The organism is Micromonospora sp. NPDC023814 (genome assembly GCF_040639595.1).
GTDB lineage: Bacteria > Actinomycetota > Actinomycetes > Mycobacteriales > Micromonosporaceae > Micromonospora.
On sequence record NZ_JBFAAF010000019.1, the window covers coordinates 39,208 to 57,497 of the forward strand.

At 76.6% G+C, this 18,290-nt stretch carries 12 protein-coding genes; 6 read left to right on the forward strand and 6 right to left on the reverse strand.

Annotated features, from left to right (window positions below; genetic code table 11):
• The 6 genes from AB0G14_RS13160 to AB0G14_RS13185 all read right to left on the reverse strand — a co-directional run bounded on the left by AB0G14_RS13160 (position 1) and on the right by AB0G14_RS13185 (position 8,559).
• Positions 1–1,452: a VWA domain-containing protein gene (locus AB0G14_RS13160; protein WP_357696839.1), complete on the reverse strand. Its 1,452-nt coding sequence runs from the start codon at positions 1,450–1,452 to the stop codon at positions 1–3.
• A 35-nt stretch (positions 1,453–1,487) separates the two neighbouring features.
• Positions 1,488–3,656 carry a tetratricopeptide repeat protein gene (locus AB0G14_RS13165; protein ID WP_357696841.1) on the reverse strand — a complete coding sequence of 723 codons (2,169 nt, stop codon included), beginning with the start codon at positions 3,654–3,656 and terminating at the stop codon, positions 1,488–1,490.
• Positions 3,653–4,522, reverse strand: a complete 870-nt coding sequence (locus AB0G14_RS13170; RefSeq protein ID WP_357696843.1) for a hypothetical protein — start codon at positions 4,520–4,522, stop codon at positions 3,653–3,655. The genes AB0G14_RS13165 and AB0G14_RS13170 overlap by 4 nt, the downstream gene beginning before the upstream one ends.
• A 13-nt stretch (positions 4,523–4,535) precedes the next feature.
• Entirely contained in the window at positions 4,536–5,627 is a 1,092-nt protein-coding gene (locus AB0G14_RS13175; RefSeq protein ID WP_357696845.1) for a transporter substrate-binding domain-containing protein, read from the reverse strand.
• Positions 5,624–7,030: a hypothetical protein gene (locus AB0G14_RS13180; protein ID WP_357696847.1), complete on the reverse strand. Its 1,407-nt coding sequence runs from the start codon at positions 7,028–7,030 to the stop codon at positions 5,624–5,626. Before AB0G14_RS13180 ends, AB0G14_RS13175 begins: the two co-directional genes overlap by 4 nt.
• A 290-nt stretch (positions 7,031–7,320) precedes the next feature.
• On the reverse strand, positions 7,321–8,559 hold the full coding sequence (locus tag AB0G14_RS13185; protein WP_357696849.1) for a helix-turn-helix domain-containing protein: 1,239 nt from the start codon (positions 8,557–8,559) through the stop codon (positions 7,321–7,323).
• A gap of 84 nt (positions 8,560–8,643) precedes the next feature.
• On the opposite strand from AB0G14_RS13185, the gene AB0G14_RS13190 reads away from it, so the two are divergent.
• The 6 genes from AB0G14_RS13190 (at position 8,644) to AB0G14_RS13215 (ending at position 18,281) form a co-directional block, all read left to right on the forward strand.
• Positions 8,644–9,732, forward strand: a complete 1,089-nt coding sequence (locus AB0G14_RS13190) for a ferredoxin reductase (protein WP_357696851.1) — start codon at positions 8,644–8,646, stop codon at positions 9,730–9,732.
• Between the two features lie 14 nt (positions 9,733–9,746).
• Positions 9,747–10,889 carry an acyl-CoA desaturase gene (locus AB0G14_RS13195; protein ID WP_357696853.1) on the forward strand — a complete coding sequence of 381 codons (1,143 nt, stop codon included), beginning with the start codon at positions 9,747–9,749 and terminating at the stop codon, positions 10,887–10,889.
• A gap of 262 nt (positions 10,890–11,151) precedes the next feature.
• Positions 11,152–12,324, forward strand: coding sequence for an alanine--tRNA ligase-related protein (locus AB0G14_RS13200; protein ID WP_357696855.1), 1,173 nt, complete (start codon positions 11,152–11,154; stop codon positions 12,322–12,324).
• 251 nt (positions 12,325–12,575) lie between these two features.
• A complete protein-coding gene (locus AB0G14_RS13205; protein WP_357696857.1) occupies positions 12,576–14,348 on the forward strand; it encodes a non-ribosomal peptide synthetase in 1,773 nt (590 codons plus the stop codon).
• Positions 14,345–17,464 (forward strand): AMP-binding protein, encoded by a 3,120-nt coding sequence (locus tag AB0G14_RS13210; RefSeq protein WP_357696859.1) that lies wholly within the window; start codon positions 14,345–14,347, stop codon positions 17,462–17,464. The genes AB0G14_RS13205 and AB0G14_RS13210 overlap by 4 nt, the downstream gene beginning before the upstream one ends.
• Positions 17,400–18,281 (forward strand): thioesterase domain-containing protein, encoded by an 882-nt coding sequence (locus AB0G14_RS13215; protein ID WP_357696861.1) that lies wholly within the window; start codon positions 17,400–17,402, stop codon positions 18,279–18,281. Before AB0G14_RS13210 ends, AB0G14_RS13215 begins: the two co-directional genes overlap by 65 nt.
• Positions 18,282–18,290: the final 9 nt, after the last annotated feature.

Sequence of the window (18,290 nt, forward strand, 5' to 3'; positions counted from 1 at the left end):
TCAGGGCCGGCCGGCGCCGGGCCGGTCCGCCGCCAGGTGGTGGGCCCCGCACCCCTCGCAGTAGGCGCCGGTCTGCGCCTCGCCGCAGTGCCGCCACGGCGCGGGCGGGCCGGCTGGCGCGGCCCGCTGAGCCGGCGGCTCCTGCGGCCCCCACCGGGAGGTGTGGTGGGACACGACCAGGGAGGACTGGGTCAGCCGGGTGTCCACGTCGGGCTTGAGGCGCACCCGGCCGCCGGCGGCGTCCAGGACGTCCACCACCCGGGCGAGCAGGACCACGTCGTCGTCGCGGCCCGCGGCGTGGGCGAGCGCCACCGCGCGGCCCAGGTGCTCCTCCGCCTCGGCGGTCCGGCCCGCCCGGGCGGCCGTCAGCCCGCGCTGGACCGCCGCCGCGTACTCCTGCTGCCGGGTGTAGTGGGCGACGCTCTCGTTGATCTCCGAGTACCGCAGGGCGTCCTCGGTCCACTCCACGGTGATCGGCGCCTCGACCGGCTCGCCGTCCGCGTCGGCGTGGACGCTCACCCAGCCGACCCGCCGTCGCGCCCCCGGCGCCATCGCGTCGACCTCCAGGGCGACGTGGTAGTCCCGCTGGTCGTGTGGGCTCCACGCGCCGACCGGGTAGTCGGTGGTCAGCTCGCCGGCGGGCTCGCCGCGCCCCGTGAGGTCGGCGATCGCCGGGTGCACCTGCTTGACGAAGCGGACCCGGGTCAGCCCGGTGGTGCGCACCCGGAGCCGCACGTCGGCGATGCGGCGGGACATCGCCCGGGTCAGCACCGCCCGGAACTCGTCGGCGAGCCCGGCGAGGTCCTCCACCGGCACGACGGGGTTGGCCCCCAACGCCTCCGCGATGCCCAGCAGCTCCGCCGCGTCCCAGTCGTGCACGCCGTCGGCGGAGCCGATGGCGCGGCAGTCGACGGTGAAGCGCCCCACGCAGTCGTCCACCGCCGCCCGCAGGTCGGCCGGGCGCTGGGACTCGTTGCGGCCGTCGGTGAGCAGGATGACGTGCCCGATCGCGTCGGGCCGCGTGGCGAGCAGCCGGCGGGCCAGCAGCAGCCACGTGCCGATGGCGGTGCCGCCGTGCGGCGCCACGCGCCGCAGCGCGTTGCGGGCGGCGGCGCGGGTGCTCTCGTCGGCGACCGCCAGCCGCCGGTCGCCCGGGTAGACCATCGTGGCGTTGGCGGTGCCGGCCACCACCGCGAACGCGACCCCGTCCGGCAGGGCGTCGATGGCGGCGGCGGTCGCCTGCCGGGCGGCCCGCATCTTGGCCTGTGGCGCCCCCATCGAGCCGGAGGAGTCGAGCAGGATCACCTCGGCCAGGCCGTCGTGGCGGACGTCCCCGTCCTCCGGCTCCACGCCCTGGACGGTGGCGACGACGTCGACGACCGCCCCGTCGGCGGGCACGTACTCGGTGTGGTGCACGCTCAGGCGCAGCGGCAGACCGTTGGCGGGGGGCACGGGTGACCTCTTTCCGTCGGGGCCGGCGGCCGGGCTCACCACCACGTCACCGGCCGGTACGCGTTGGCAAGGTCGACGAGCGCGATCCGCTCGCGCCGGTCGGCGGTGCGCCGGGCGCGGGACCGGCACCGGCGCTCGAACGCGCCGCGCAGGGCGTCCTCCTCGAGCGGGTGGCCGAACAGTCGCCGCCCGGCGTGGCGCCCGGCGGCCAGGTCGCAGTCCAGTGCGATCCGCAGGATGTGCGCCTCGACCTGCTCGCGTTCGTCGAACGGGGGCAGCTTGTCGACCATTCCCGCGGCGTCGAGCGCGGCGTCGAGCCGGTGCCCGTCGTCCGGCGCGTCGAGCAGGATCCGCACCGCGCAGGTCACCGCAACCGTCGAGGCCCGGGACGACTCCGGCACCCTCAGCAGGGCGTCGGCGGCGCTGCGCGCGTCGGCCGTCGCCAGCAGGCAGCGGGCCAGCCCGAAGGCCGCGCCCACCACGCCCGGGTCGGTGTCCCACACCCCCCGGTAGTGGTCGGCGGCCGTGCGCGGGTCGCCGTCGAGTTCGCAGGCCACCGCGTACGCGAGCCGGGTGGAGACCTCGCCCGGCAGCCACCCGTAGACCTGCGCGAACCGGCGGCGGGCGGTGCCGAAGTCCCGGCCCACCAGGGCCACCAGGCCGCGGTGCCACCACAGCGACCAGTCCCGCAGCTCCTCGGGGAACTCGGCGAGCAGCGGCCCCGCCTCGTCCGCCCGGCCGGCGGCGAGGTGTGCCCGGACGGCGCGGTAGGTGACCTGCGCCGTCCGCTCCGGGGCGGTCTTCAGCAGCTCGATGAGCTCCGCCGGGTCGGCCGGGCCGAGCGAGGCGAGGAAACCGGCGGCCGGGTCGGCGCCGTCGACCAGGGGCGCGGGCAGACCGAGCGTGATCTCCACGACGTCGAGCGCGTTCCCGTCGGTGTGCAGGCCGAACGCGCACGCGGAGGGACTGAACAGGGTGGACCGGGTCGGCCGCGGCACGCCGTCGCCCGCCGAGGCGACCTGCCGCCGGACCCCCCGGACCTGCTCGCGCATCTCGGCGGCGGAGGCGAACCGGTCGTCCGGCTCGGCGGCGGTGGCGCGGGCCAGCAACCGCAGGAACGGGTCGAGCCGCGCCGGCACGGGCAACCGCAGCAGGTCCTGTCCGGGCGGGATCCGGGTCACGTCGACGGACCGGGGCACCAGGGTCAGCGCCGCGAGGGTCCGGCCGACGGTGTAGAGGTCCGACCGCACGCTCGGGCCGGCCGGCCCCAGCCGTTCCACCTCCGGGGCGGTGAAGCCTGCGGTGCCCCAGGCCGGGCTCACCGTGTTGTCGATCCGGCGGGCGGCGCCGAAGTCGACGAGCTTGATCGGGTCGTTGGCGCCCTGGCCGCCGACCCGCATCACGTTCTCGGGCTTCAGGTCGCAGTACAGCCAGCCCTGGTCGTGCAGGTACTCGAAGGCGTCGAGGATCTGCACGCCGTACCCGAGCGCCTGCGCCACGTCGACGGCGCAGGAACCGCCGCCCGGCCCGGCCGCGCTGCGCGCCTCCTCGAGGGTGCCCCCGTTGACGTACTCCATCACCAGGTAGCCGGCGTCCCGGTCGGACTCGGGCCGCAGCGCGTGGGTGATCGTGACGATGTGTGGGTGGTTCAGCGCGATCAGCGCCTGCCGTTCGGCGACGAACGCCGCGACGGCCTCCCGGTCCTCCGGGTTGCGCTGCCCCTTCAGCACCCGCCACGCGCCGTCCATGTCCTCGTCCCGGGCGAGGAACACCCAGCCGACCCCGCCGTTGCCCAGGCAGCCCTCGATCCGGTAGCGCCCGGCCCGCAGGTCGCCGTTGGCCAGCGGCGGGGTGAAGGAGTACCGGGTGCCGCAGTCCGGGCAGTATCCGGCGACCCGGGGCAGCCGGCGCCGGCAGGTCGTCTTCGCGCAGTAGCGGGAGTGCTCGGGGACGACCGGCTGCGACACCAGCGCCGACAGCGGGTCGTGGGGCCGGGCGGTGGGCAGCACGGCCGGCTGCTCCCACGGCCGGGACGCCGTCCGCGCCGGGCGCCGGTCGAGGTCGGGGCCGGGGCTCGGCCCCGTGCCGGGGGCGGCGCCGGCCCCGGCTCCGGCGCATTCGTGCCCCCACAGCCGGCAGAACCCGTCGGAGTCCACCCTGCCGGGGCAGTTGCGCTCCGCGCAGCCGCGGCTGACCGCCGTCATCGCGTCCCCCCGTTCACGGCCTGCTGGTAGGCCCGGACCGCCCGGCTGGCGCCGGTCACGTCGAAGACGTCGGGGCGCAGCGCGGCCCGGGCGTCCCGGTAGCTCTCCTCGACGTCGGGATGCTCGGCCCGGCCCACGTCGGCGGCCTTCTGCCGGTACGCCTCCAGCCGCCCCGTGAGCTCCAGGTGGCACCGGCGGCGCAGCCGGCGCCGCGCGGCGTCGGTCAGCTCGACCGCCCGGTCGACGGCTTCGGACAGCGTCCCGTCGTCCCCGTCCGGCCCGGCGTCGCCGCGCAGCCACCGCCCCCGGCCCGCCGCCTCGGCGGCGGCGACCTGCTCCAGCAGCCCGTCGACCGCGAGCCCGGCCACGGGGTCGGCCCCGTCGCCCAGGCCCTCGGCGGCGGCGTCCGCGGCGAGCCGCCGGAGCCGGTCCACGGAGGAGCGCAGCCGCTGCACCCGGACCGCCAGCCGGTCGCGGCCGTGTGCGTCGACGATCCGGCGGATCCGGGCCACGTGCTCGCGGGCCGCCGCCACGACCTGCTCGACGGTCATCTCCTCCAGGCGGACCGGCTCGCCGGTCGCCGCGGTGAACCGGACCCGGCAGGGGCCGGCCAGCAGCCGGGCCAGCGCGTCCGCACCGGCGGGCGTGGACCGGTCGACGCCGTCGAGGTCGTCGACCAGGCGGTCCAGGGCCAGCGACAGGCAGCCGAGCCGGTGCAGCAGGTCCCGGGCCTCGCGCGCGGACGCCGCGGCGGGGCCGGTCGGCTGCCGGAAGGCGTCGGTGACGAGCTGCTGCACCTCGAGCAGGCTCTCGCACACCCAGGCGTGCGCCGCCAGGGTGGCGTCGAGGCGTTCCCGGTGGGACATCAGGGGCCGCCCGTCAGTCGGTCGGCCGCGGCGTGACCGGCGGCGGGTCGGGGGGCGGCCACACCGTGGTCGGCGGCTCGGGCGACGGCATGCCCCTGTCCCGGTGCCCGGGGATCCACCGGTCGTGGGCCTGCCGCCACACCGTCGCGGTGTGCGGCGACGCCAGCACGTGGTTCACGTACGCGGCCAGCTCCCGGCCGTGGTCGAGGTGGAACGCGAAGGCGTGCGGCTCGTCGGTGAACCAGGTGCAGTCGGAGTCCCGGTGGTACGCGCAGAACTGCCGGTCGCGGCGCGGCGGCTCGGTCACCAGCATCGTGTCCGGGGCCATCTGGGCGAAGCCCAGGAGGATGTTCTCGTCGGTGCTGACGCCCTCGACCTGGCCCTGGCGCAGCATGACGAGGCAGTCGACCGAGTGGACGGCCTGCACCGGCACGAGCCGCTCGCCCGCCAGGGTGCGGTAGCTGGAGATCATCGCGAGCGAGGTGGTGTTCGCGCCGGCGCAGACCCGCTTGCCCCCGAGCTGCTCCATGCCGGCGTACTCCGGCACCCCCTCGGCGCGTTCGCGGACCAGCACGCTCTGGCCCGAGTCGAGGTAGTCGTTGGAGAAGACGACCCGCCGGGCGCGTTGGCACGTCGCCGTCAGGGAGGTGGCCACGACGTCGATGTCGCCGTTCTCGATCATGGTGAAGGCGCCCTGGCCGGGCGGCACCACCTTGAAGGTGAGCCGCTCGCGCGGGTCCTCCGTCGGCCAGACGGCCCGGGCGACCGCCAGCATCAGCTCGATGTTGAAGCCCTCGAACCGCTGGGTGCGGGCGTCCCAGTGGCTCATCGTGGCGTCGGACGGGTCGACGCCCACCACCAGCTCGCCCCGCTCGAGGATCCGGGACGGCGGGGTCGGGTTCGCGGGGAGGCTGCGGCGCACCGGGCAGATCGCGTCCGCCCCGTCGGTCGTCGGGACCGTCGCCACGCCCTGCGGCCGTGCCGGGGGCGCGGGGGGCGGCGTCGTCGGCGCGGTGCACCCGGCGAGGACGGTCAGCAGCGCGGCGACCATCGCCCCGCTGCCACCGCGCCGCGTCGTCGTCGGAGCCCTCCGGGTCGCGTTCACTGGTACTCCAGGTAGCGCTGGCGCAGCCCGGCGACCACCCCGGCGGCGGCGAGCAGCGTGACCCAGGCGGCCGTGCCGCCGAGATGCCGTGGCGCCTCGGGCAGGTCGGTCACCATCCGGGAGACCTCCTCGTTGCGGGCGGTCAGGTCGGCGAGGAGGTGGCCCTCCGCGGTGACGAACGCCCGACCCGCCGAACCCTCGCTGAGCACGGTGTCGACCGCGTTGCGGAACGCGTTGGGCGTCCGGCTCTGCCGGGCCGGCCAGACCGCCTCCGTCAGGGCGGTGCAGTCGATCCGGTCCCTCGCGGGCTTCTGCCCGGCGGGATCGGCGCAGAGGTCCCGCCGGTCGAAGTCGGCCTTGTGCCCCGCCGGGTCGACGCTCGCCCCGAGCCCGAGGTAGACGTCGGCGCGGCCGGCCAGCAGGGTGCCGAGTCGCTGCTGGGTGACGCTCTGCGCGTCGATCGCCCGTTCCAGCTCGGGGAACCTCCGGTCGGCGTCCGGCCAGTGCCACCACGACGAGACCAGCATGGCCAGCACGGCCGCGGTGCCCAGCGAGGCCAGCAGCAGGCCGGCGTTCAGCCGGCGCCGGGTCCGCCGGCGCAGCCACACCTGCACCACCACCAGGGCGGCGAGGGTGCCCAGCGGCACCAGCACGGACGCGGCGAGCCACGGCCGCGCGTCGGCGCGGGCCTCGAGCAGCCGCCGGGTGTCGTAGTTCCACAGGCCCTGCGCCGCGGTGAGCAGTTCGGTGGACATGTAGTGCGACGCCTCGCGGGCGTAGGCCGAGGCGAGCACGGCGCGGGCCGCCGCGTCGTCCGCCCCGGTCTCCGCCGTCGTCGTCTCCGCCGTCGTCGTCTCCGCCGGCGTGCAGGGGCGGCGCTGCTCCGCGCCGGGAAGCGTGGGGAGGGGGCCGGCCACCCGCAGCGCGGCGCACACCACGTCCCGGTAGACCTTCAGCCGCGCGGCGATCGTCGCCAGCCTGGTCAGCCGGTCGGGGTCGTCGACGGCGTTGCCCATCGAGTCGGTCAGCGTGCGCTCCACCTCGTGCACCGCCGCGTCGTACGCGCCCACCAGTGAGGCGCGCCGGTCCTCGGTGGGCGGGAGCAGGAAGACGGCGCTGGCGGCGACGTCGGCGTCGGCGAGGCCCTGGTAGATCTCCCGGGCGGTCGTGCTGGTGCGCACGGCGGTCTCGGCGGACCGCTCGCCGAGTGTGGTGGCGGACGCCCGGGACTGCACGGCGACGGCGGCGGTCGCGGCGAGCGCGGCGACCAGCACGGCGCCGCCGACCACGATCAGCGCCGGGGTCGTCCGCAGGGCGTCGCGGAGCCGGCCCGCGCGACGTCTCCGTCGGGTGGCCGGGGCCGACCGGTCGGCACCGTGTCCGTCCCCCGTGTGCGGCGCCATGCCCGTCCTCTCGCTCGCCGGGCCCGCCCGAGGGCCCTCCTGGTGCGGGCGTCGCGGTGTCGGAAGCAGCCCCGTTCCGCCCCGCCGCGCGGCGACCACCGGCCTTGCCGGCGGCCGATGTGGTGATCGTGGGCGAGGAGGGACCAGGGTGCCAGACGAAGTCGGCCGGCGATACGGGTATGTCCGGTATCTGACCTGATCGTTCCCGCGCGGCGCGCCGAGCTTGACGCGCGTGCCGGCGCCGACCTGAGTGGGGTCGGTGCCGCGTCCACGAGGGCACGACGGTCCGATCAGGACGGCGGCTCCTCGGCCCCGTCGCGGGGCGGGAAGGCCAGGGCGAGGGTGAGGTCGAGGACGGTTGCCGGGTCGGTCAGCCGGTCGCCGTACAGCTCGCGGAGTTTGCCCATCCGGTAGCGCACGGTCTGCGGGTGCACGAAGAGGTCGGCGGCGACGTCGTCGCGCCGGCCGTGGTGCAGCAGCCAGGAGCGCAGCGTCTCGGCGAGGCGGTCGGCGGCGGCGGACGGCAGCGACGCCAGCGGCGCCAGGACCCGGGCGCGCAGGTCGGCGAGCCCCTCCGGGTCCGTGCTCAGTACCAGCTCGGCGAGGTGCTCCTCGGTGTCCAGCGCCGCGCCGTCGTCGGCGGGGCGGAGGCCGAGCGACAGGGCCCGGGTCGCCCGCTGGTAGGAGGAGGCCACCCGGGTCCACGGGCGGGCGGGGCCGAGCACCGCGCGCCGCCCGCGCAGCACCCGGGCGAGCTGGCGCCGCCGGTCGCCGTGCGTGTCGGGCACCAGCAGCACCGCGAGGTCCTCGCCCGCCGCGACCGCCGGAGGTTCCTCGCCGCTCTCCAGGGTGTGCGGGTGCAGCAGCGCGAGCGCCGCCCGGAGGTTGGCCCGCGGCAGCAGCACGACGGTGAGGGTCTGCGGCGGCGGCCAGTCGGCTCGGTCGGCGCTGCGCAGCAGCACCTCCTCGGGCTCGCCGGCGAGCAGCCGCTGGGTGAGCCGTTCCAGGTTGCGGCGCCGGGCCCGGCCCGCGCTGGCGAGCTCGTCGGCGTGCCCGGCCACGCTGGCGGCGGAGAGCTCGTCGATGTACGCGAACATCAGCTCGGCGAACTCGGCGACGGTGGCCGCGGACGACCCGCCCTGCACCGTGGTGGTGGACATCTCCCGCCACGAGACGCGGGCGCCCACCCGGTACGCGGCCAGCAGCGCGTCCATGCTCCGGCCGGAGCGCGCCTCGCCGCTGCCGAGGGCGTACGCGGCCTCCAGGGCGCCGACCAGGGGCGTGCTCGGGTCGGCGCCCTGGGACCGCTCGATGAGCTGGAGGAACGTGCCGAGCGCGAGCTGCACCGCGGTCTCGATCTTCTCGCGCATCTGGCCGGTGAGGGTGCCGGAGTAGCTCGGGACCTCGGCGGTGATCGCGGTGATCGTCCGCTCGGCGAGCAGCGGCAGCCGGTCGCGCAGCGCGGCCGCGACCCGCGCGTCCAGTTCGAGGCCGGCCGCACGCCGGGTGGCCTCGGAGCGTTCCGACACGTTTGTTCCCTCCGCACAAAAAGCCTGGATCGGTTCACCTTCGCAGGCCAAGATTTTATGCCAGGCCGCCGCGACCATCGAATCATGACGACCACCGTCCCGCGCCCACCCGCGAAGGCGTCCCTGCGGGGCCGCATCCTGCGGCTGGCCGCGTCGGTCACCACCCCGCTGCTGCCCGACGACTACCTCGACCTGGTGGCCCCGCTGCGCTCCGGGGCGGACCTGCGCGGCCGGATCGTCGCCGTCCGCCCCGAGACCGCCGACGCGGCGACACTGGTGATCCGGCCGGGCCGCGACTGGCGGGGCCACACCCCGGGCCAGTACGTCCGCCTCGGCGTCGACGTCGACGGCGTGCGCCTGTGGCGGGCGTACTCGGTCACCTCGGCCCCGACCGCCCGCGGGCCCATCTCGATCACCGTCAAGGCGATCCCGGACGGCGTGGTCAGCAACCACCTCGTCCGCCGGGCGCAGCCCGGGACGCTGGTCCAGCTCGACCAGGCCCAGGGCGACTTCGTGCTGCCGGGCCGGCCGCCCGCCCGGGTGCTCTTCGTGACCGCCGGCAGCGGGGTCACCCCGGTGATGGGGATGCTGCGCTCGGGCGTGCTGGCCGGCGCCGACGTCGTCGTGGTGCACTCCGCGCCGACCCCGGCCGACACGATCTTCGGCGCCGACCTGCGGGACCTCGCCGCGCGGGGCGCGATCCGGCTGGTGGAGCGGCACACCGACGCCGACGGGCTGCTCACCGTGGCCGGCCTCGCCGGCCTCGTGCCCGACCACCTCGACCGGGAGACCTGGGCCTGCGGCCCGGTCGGCCTGCTCGACGCGCTGGCAGAGCACTGGACGGCCCAGGGGCGCGGCAGCCGGCTGCACACCGAGCGGTTCCGGCCCACCGTCATCTCACCCGGGGAGGGCGGCACCGTCACCTTCGCCCGCTCGGGGGTGACCGTGGCGGCCGACGGCGCCACCCCGCTGCTCGACGCCGGCGAGAACGCCGGGGTGCTGATGCCCTCGGGCTGCCGGATGGGCATCTGCTTCGGCTGCGTCCTGCCGCTGCGCCAGGGCGCGGTCCGCGACCTGCGCAACGGGGACCTGACCACGGCGGTGCCCGGCGACGGCGTCCTCATCCAGACCTGCGTGTCGGCCGCGGCCGGCCCCTGCGACATCGACCACTGACCGGAGTACCCGACGTGACCGTGATCCAGAACAAGCCCGTCAACCCGATCGCCCACCTGACCGCCGAGGACATCGAGACCATCGGCAAGGAACTCGACGCGATCCGCGACCGGGTGATCGCCGACCGGGGCGAACGGGACGCCGCGTACATCCGCCGGGTCATCTCGACGCAGCGCAAGCTGGAGCTGGGCAGCCGGGTGGTGCTGCTCTTCTCGCTCTTCCCGCCGGCCTGGATCGTGGGCACCGCCGGCCTGACCGTGGCCAAGATCCTGGAGAACATGGAGATCGGCCACAACGTCCTGCACGGCCAGTGGGACTGGATGCGGGACCCGAAGATCCACTCCACCACCTGGGAGTGGGACCACGTCTCGCCGGCCGACCAGTGGAAGCACTCGCACAACGAGCTGCACCACCGGTACACGAACGTGATCGGCAAGGACAACGACCTCGGCTACGGCATCATGCGCGTCGACGAGGACCAGCGGTGGCACCCGTTCCACCTGGGCCAGCCGCTGTGGAACTTCATCAACGCCTGCTTCTTCGAGTACGGCATCGCCGCGTACGACCTGGAGCTGGGGCGCAACCTGCGCAAGGGCCGGCACAAGAAGCCGGAGTTCCGGGCCCGGGCCCGCGCGGTGGGCCGGAAGATCCGCCGCCAGGTGCTCAAGGACTACGTCCTGCATCCGCTGCTGTCCGGGCCGTCGTTCCTGCACACGCTCGCCGCCACGTTCACCGCCAACCTCCTGCGCAACCTGTGGAGCCACTCGGTGATCATGTGCGGGCACTTCCCGGAGGGCGTGGAGACCTTCTCCCGGCGCTCGATCGAGGGCGAGACCCGCGGCGAGTGGTACCTGCGGCAGATGCTCGGCTCGGCCAACATCAGCGGCAGCCGGCTGCTGCACATCATGACCGGCAACCTGTCGTACCAGATCGAGCACCACCTCTTCCCCGACCTGCCCAGCAACCGCTACCAGGAGATCGCCCCCGAGGTGCGGGCCCTGTTCGACCGGTACGGGCTGAAGTACACCACCGGCTCGCTGCCCCGGCAGGTGTTCTCCGCGTGGAAGAAGGTCTTCCGGCTGTCCCTGCCCAACCGGAAGACCCCGGACCCGGTCGACGACCGTCCCGCCCCGGCCCTCGCCTCCGTGGGTGCCTGACCATCCCCGACGCCGCCGCCCGGGCGCGAAACGCGCTGGGCGGCGGCGTCGTCGTCCGCGTACAGTCGGAGGCATGGAGATCAGGCGTTCCTTCGCCGCCGCGGCCGCGCGAGCTTCGCGCTCGTCGGTCGCCGCCGCCTGACCTCACCACCTCCCGCCGGCGACCGGAAACGGTCCGCCGGCGTTCTTCTCCGTCGTCCCGGCCCGCCGGTTCCCGGCGGTGGACCCTTTCCGGCCGCCCCACCCGGAAAGGCCGCCCGCCATGACGTACGACCCGATCAGCCGCACCTTCGTCGACTTCTTCCGCGAGCGCGGCCACGAACTCGTGCCCGACGGCTCGCTGATCCCGCCGCCGGGCGACCCGGTGCTGTTCACCACCTCCGGCATGCACCCGTTGACCCCCTACCTGGAGGGCCGACCCCACCCGCTGGGCCGGCGCCTGGTCAACGTGCAGCGCTGCCTGCGCACCACCGACCTGGACGAGGTCGGCGACTCCACCCACCTGACCGTGTTCCGGATGCTGGGTTCCTGGTCGCTCGGCGACTACGGCCTCCCGCAGAGCCTGCGCTGGGGCTACGAGCTGCTGCGCGACGGCTTCGGCGTCGACCACGACCGGCTGCACGTGACGGTCTTCGGCGGCGACGACCAGGTCGGCCCGGACGAGTCCTCGTTGCGCACCTGGGGTGAGCTGGGCCTGCCCGTGGAGCTGACCGGGGATGAGAACTGGTGGTCCAACGGCCCCACCGGGCCGTGCGGACCCGACACGGAGATCTTCGTCTGGACGGGGGACGGGCCGCCCCGGGGCACCCCCGGCACCGACGGCCGGTGGATGGAGGTCTGGAACCACGTGCGGATGCGCTACCGCCGGCACCCGGACGGCAGCCTGACGTCGCTGCGGCAGCCCAACGTGGACACCGGGATGGGCCTCGAACGCCTGGAGATGGTGCTGCGGGGCCACCGCTCCGTCTTCGAGACCGATGGGCTCGTGCCGTGGGTTCGCGGCGTCCGCGACGTGTGGGACCTGCGGGACGAGCCGCTGCGCCTGGTCGGCGACCACCTACGGTCGAGCGTGGTGGTGGTCGGCGACGGCGTCCGGCCGTCGAACACGGGCCGCGGCTACGTGCTGCGCCGGCTGCTGCGCCGCGTACTCACCACCCTGTGGCGCGACGAGCCGTCCCGCAGCCTGTCCGACCTGCCCACCGGGCCGGTGCGGCACACCCTCGACGGGTTCCGGCAGAGCGTCACCGTCGACGAGGTGCGCGAGGTGCTCTCCGGCGAGGAGTGGCGGTTCCGGGAGCTGCTGCGGCGCGGACGCCCGGTGGTCCGGCGCCGCCGGTCCCGGGGGCCGCTGACCGACGAGGACTACCGCGACCTGCACGACACCCACGGGCTGCCGCGCGACCTCGTCGACGGCCTGCTGAGCGAGGTGGGGTGAGCCCGCGTCGGCCGCCGGGTCACCGTGGGTTTCCCGCCGGCTCCTTTTAGCGAAGTCGGCATCCGCGCGTCAATAGACCTACGTGCATGAAAATGGAGGCGAACGCCGTTTCGGCCCGTCACCGTCGATGATGGTCGTGACACGTGCCGTGGTGCCAGGATGACTCGCGTAACAAGCGTTGACGTGCTGTTACGCACCCCTTCCGCCGCGCGACCTGGAGGCGCTGTCGTGACCCGACCCTGCGGGGAGCCGTGACCGCCGCCGCACGTGCCGGTCAGCACCGCCCCACCACCGTCCCCGCCCAGGTGCTGCGCGCCGCCCGGACGCACCCCGACCGAACGGCGGTCGTCGACAGCCACCGCACGCTGCGCTACCGCGACCTCGTCACCGCCGCCACGAAGCTGGCCGGGGCGCTGGCCCCGACGCTGGCCGCGGGCGGCGCCGAGGGGCGGGTGGTCGCGGTGCTGCGGCCGCGCACCGCCGACGCCGTCGTCGGGCAGCTCGCCGCCTGGTTCTGCGGCGCCGCGTTCCTCCCGCTGGACCCGGCGCTGCCGGCGGCCCGGGTCGCCCGGATCCTCACCGACGCCGGCTGCCGGATCGCCGTCACCGCCGAGGAGTACGGCGACCGGCTGCCCGCCGGGGTCACCCCGGTCCGCGCGGGCCGGGAGGAACACCTGCGGCTGCCCGACGCCGACGACCTTGCGTACCTCATCTCCACCTCCGGCTCCACCGGCCGGCCCAAGCAGGTCGAGGTCGCCCACCGCAGCCTGTGGACGGTCCTCGACTGGTACGCGACAGCCTTCCGCCTCGGCCCCGGCGTGCGGACCGCCGCCTTCGCCGGGCTGGCCTTCGACGCCGCCCTGCTCGACCTCTGGGCGCCGCTGATGCGCGGCGCCACGGTGCTGCTCGCCGACGAGTCGGTGGCCCGCGACCCGGAGCGGGTGGCGGCGACGGTGCGCGAGGTCGACCACTGCTTCCTCACCACCCCGCTCGCCGAGCACCTGCTGCGCGCCGGGGCCGACACCGGCCGGCTGCGCAGCCTGGCCACGGGCGGCGACCGGCTGCGCACCTGGCCACCGGCCGACTTCGGCGCCGCCGTGCACAACCTCTACGGCCCCACCGAGGCGACCATCCTGGTCACCGCCACGTCGGACCTGCGTCGGCACACCGACCGGACCGGTCCGCCGCCGATCGGACGGCCGGTCGCCGGCGCCCGGCTGGCCCTGGCCCCGACCGGCCCCGAGGACGGCGACGAGCAGGGTGAGCTGGTCGTCGCCGGGCCGGTGCTGGCCTGTGGCTACCGGTCCGCGCCCGCCGAGACCGCCGCCGCCTTCGGCGTCGGCGACGGGGAGCGGCACTACCGCACCGGGGACGTCTGCCGGCGCGACCGCGACGGCGAGCTGCACTTCGTCGGCCGCGGCGACGGCCAGGTCAAGGTCCGCGGCCACCGGATCGAGCTGCGGGAGGTGGAGTTCGCCCTGCTCGCGATGCCCGGGGTCGGCCAGGCCGCAGCCGGCACGCTCGACCGGGACGGGCAGACGCTGCTGGTGGCCTGGGTGGTCGGCGCGGTCGACGCCGACGGCGTGCGGGACTGGCTGCGTTCCCGGCTGCCCGCCGCGATGGTGCCGCACCTCGTGGAGCGGTGCGACGCCCTGCCGCTGACCACCAACGGCAAGCTCGACCGGGCCGCGCTGCGCGCCGGCACCGCCCGGCGGCTGGCCGGCGAGCGCGGGAACGGCCGGGACGCGCCGGGGGACCAGCCGACCGAGGCCGGGACGGCGGTCGCGGAGGCGTGGCGGGCCGTGCTGGGCGCCCCGCCCCGCCCCGACGACGACTTCTTCACCGTCGGCGGCGACTCGCTGCTCGCGGTGCGGCTGACCGCCCTGGTCCGGCAGGGACTGCGGGTCGACGTGCGTGCCACGCTGCTCTACGAGCACCGGCGCTTCGCCGACTACCTCGCCGCCGTCGAGGCGCTGCGCGCCGCCGGGCCGGTCGCGCCGGACGGGGTCGGGGCGGCCCGGTGACCGGCACCCTGCTCAGCCGCCTGCTCGCCGCCGCCGACCGGCGGCCGGACGCGGTCGCCGTGCACGCCGAGGACGCCGTCGTCACCTGGGCCGGCCTGCGCGACCTGGCCGGCCGCTACGCCGCCGGCTACGCCGCGCGCGGTGTCGGCCCCGGTGACCGGGTCGGGGTGCTGCTGGAGCCCGGCGCGCACGCCGTCGCCGCCGCCGTCGGCGCGTTCGCGGTGCGGGCGGCGTACGTGCCGCTGGACCCGCGCCAACCGCCGGCCCGCGTCGCCGCGCTGCTCGACGCCGCCGAGCCGGCGCTCGTGGTGGCCGGGTCCGCCCCGCCCGGGCGGCCCGTCCTCGCGCCGGCCGCCGTCGGGGCCGGGCCGGCTGCGCCCCTCACCGACACCGGCGAGCCGTCCGACGTGGCGTACGTGGTACACACCTCCGGCTCGACGGGCGCGTCGAAGGCCGTGCAGGTGGAGCACGGCAACCTGGTCAACCTCCTCGCCGACCTCGACGACCGCGCGCCGGTGCCGGACGGGCACACCGGCACGTGGTGGACCCGCCCCTCCTTCGACGTCGCGGTCTGGGAGTGCTTCGCCCCGCTGGCCCGGGCCGGGACGGTGCGGGTCGTGCCGGACGGGGCCCGGCACGACGGCACCGCGCTCGCCGGGTTCCTGGACGCGGCGGCGGCGGGCAGCGCGTACGTGCCGCCGGCGTTCCTGCCCGAGCTGCGGGCGCTGCTGCGCGCCGAGCCGGGGGCGCTGACCGGGCTGCGGCGGCTGCTGGTCGGCGTCGAGCCGATCCCGCGCCCGCTGTTGCAGGACATCGCCCGCAGCCGGCCGGCCCTGACCGTCGTCAACGGGTACGGCCCGGCCGAGGCGACCGTCTGCTGCGCCCTGTACGTGGTGCCCCGCGACGGCGCCGTGCCCGGCGAGCGGACCCCGATCGGCACCGCCGTGCGGGGCACGCGGCTGCTGCTGCGCCAACCCGACGGGTCGTGCCGCCCGACGGGGACCGGCGAGGTGGTCGTCGCCGGCGCGGCGGTGGCCCGCGGCTACCTGCGGGACCCGGGCGGGGAACCGGCGTTCGGCGCGGCGGCCGACGGCACGCGCAGCTACCGGACCGGCGACCTGGCACGCACCCTGCCCGACGGCAACCTGCTCTTCCTCGGCCGCGTCGACCGGCAGGTCAAACTCCGCGGCTTCCGGATCGAGCCGGCCGAGGTGGAGGCGGTGCTGCGCCGGCTGCCCGGCGTCCGCGACGTGGTGGTGGCGGCCCGGCGGTGGGACGGGCTCGGGGACGTGCTGGTGGCGTACGTGGCGGCGGAGCCGGGGGCCGGGCTGACCGAGCGGGCGGTCCGGGACCACGCCCGCGACCGGCTCCCCGGGTACGCCGTGCCGGCGGTGGTGGCCCTGCTGCCCCGGCTACCGCTCACCCCGCACGGCAAGTACGACCACGACCGGCTCGCCGCGCTGCCCCTGCCGGCCGCCGGTTCCCCGACCGGCCCCGGGGAACCGGTCGACGTGGTCGCCGCAGCGTCCCCGACCGACCCTGGGGAATCTGCCGACGTGCCCGACCCGGCCGACCCGGTCGGCGTGGTGCTCGACGCCTGGCGGCGGGTGCTGCCGGCCGGGGAGATCCGGGCCGGCGACGCCTTCCTGCCGCTCGGCGGCACCTCGCTCGCCGCGGCCCGGGTGGCCGCCCGGCTGACCGAGCGTACCGGCGTGCGGCTGACCCCCGCCGACGTCCTGCGCGCCCCCGACGCGGCGGCCCTCGCCGCCCGGCTCCGGGAGGCGTCGACCGGTCGGCCGCCCGGCCCCGCGCCGAGGGCCGCGACCCCGCCCGAGGTGGGGGCGCGGCGCGCGCCGCTCACCCCCGAGCAACTCGGGCTGTGGCTGCACGACGAGCTGGACCCGGGCACCGACCTCTACGTGGAGCCGGTCTGGTTCAGCACGACGGCCCGCGTGGACCGGGGCCGGCTGGCCGCCGCGCTGCGCCGGGCGGTCGCCGCCCACCCCGCGTTCGGCGCCGGGCTGCGGCTCGTCGACGGCCTGCCCGAGCTGGTGCTCGACCGGTACCCGCCGACCGTGGAACTGGTCGACCTCACCGACGGACCGGCGCTCGACGCGGCCGTGCGGGCCCGCGCCCGCCGCCCGTTCGACACGACGACCGAGCCGCTGCTGCGCTGCGCCGTGCTCGGTTCCGGCGACCGCACCGACCTGCTGTTGGTCTGGCACCACCTGGCGGTCGACGCGTGGTCCCTGCGGCTGTTCCTGGCCGACCTGGCCCGCTGCCACGACGACCCGGCCTGGTCGCCCCCGCCGCCCGCCACCACGCTGTGCGACCTGAACCTGCGCCGGTCGGCCCGGGTCGCCGACGCCGCCGCCCGGGAGGCTGTCCGCGCCACCGCGGCCCGGGTGCGCGGGATCGCCGAGCCGGCCCCGGTACCCGGCGGCACCGGCCGGACCGTGGTGACCCGTCCGGTGCGCGCCACGGCCCGGGCGCTGACCCGGGCGGGCGACGGCAGCGCGACCGAGCTGGCCGCCGCCGCGTACGCGCGGGCGCTCGGCGCGCTGCTCGACCGGGACGCGGTGGTCGTCGGCTGCGCCACCACCACCCGCCGGGCCGCCGACGAGTTCGACGTCGCCGGGTACGCGGTCAACACCGTGCTGCTGCCCTGCACGGAACTGCGGAAGCCCTGGCCCGACACCCTCGGCCGGGTCCGGACGGAGCTGCGTCGGGCGGTGGCCGAGCAGGCCCCGTTCCGGGAGGTGGCGGCCGAGGTGCTGCGGGGCACCGGCGCACCGCCCGGCACCTACCCGACCTGCTACCTCGACTCCGTGGAGGAGCCCGAGCTGGTCACCGGCCGGGTCACCTGGCGGCGGCGGGAGCTGCGCCGCTCCGCCAACCGCTTCCCGGTCTGCCTGACCCTGCGCCAGCACCCGGGCGGGGCGCTGTCCGTCCTCGTCGAGGCCGACGGGCGGGCGCTCACCCCGGACGCCGCGGCGGCGCTCGCCGCCGCCGTCACCGACCAGCTAGACGCGTACGCACAAGGAGACCCCGATGGCACGGACGATTGCGTTGCGCCAGGTCAGCGAGGGACGGTCCGGGTGCCTGCTGACGGTTGAGTTCGCCGGCGACTCCGCCGGCCCCGGCCTCGCCGCCACCCTCGCCGAAGCCGAAGCCGAAGCCGAGGCCGGTGTCGACGGGGCGACGGGAGCCGGGGCGGCGCGCCGGCCGGGCGGGCCCGCGCGGGGCGGCCGGCACGAGATCTGGCGGCTGGACCCGGTGACCAGCCTGGAGCTGCACCCGGGGCTGCCCGGCCACCGCGACCTGGCGGACGCCTGCGCGGCGGAGTTCCTCCGGCTGCGGCCCGCCGACGCCGGCCCGGTGACGGTCGTCGGCTACTGCAGCGCGGCGGTCTTCGCCCACCACCTGGCCCGCGCCCTCGCCGACGCCGGCGGGCCACCGGTCCACCTGGTCCTGGTCGCGGCGACGGTGCCCGACGAGGAGACGGTCCGCCGCGAGTACGCGGTGCTGCACCGCAAGCTCGCCGGCGAGTCCGCGCCGGCCGGACCGGTCCCGCTGCTCGCCGACCCTGAGGAGACCGTGGACCGGATGCGGCACGAGCTGACCCGGCTCGCCCGCGCCTTCGCCGCCGCCAACGGGTTCGACCCGGCCGAGGCGGAGACCGCGGCCGACGAGATCGCCGGCCGCTACCTCGCCTGGCTCTGGTTCCTGCTGGACGCCGCCGGCACCGGCCCGGCCCCGGTGCCGTGCCCGGTGGTCGAGGCGCGCGACGACGCGGAGGCGCTCGGCCTGCTGCGGGCGTGGGCCGTTGACGGGCAGACCGCCGGCACCGGCGGAGACACCGGGGGACGAGCTGACGGGAACGGACCACGCGACCGGGGGGCCGCGATGACGGGACGACGGGGGACGCGATGACGACGGACG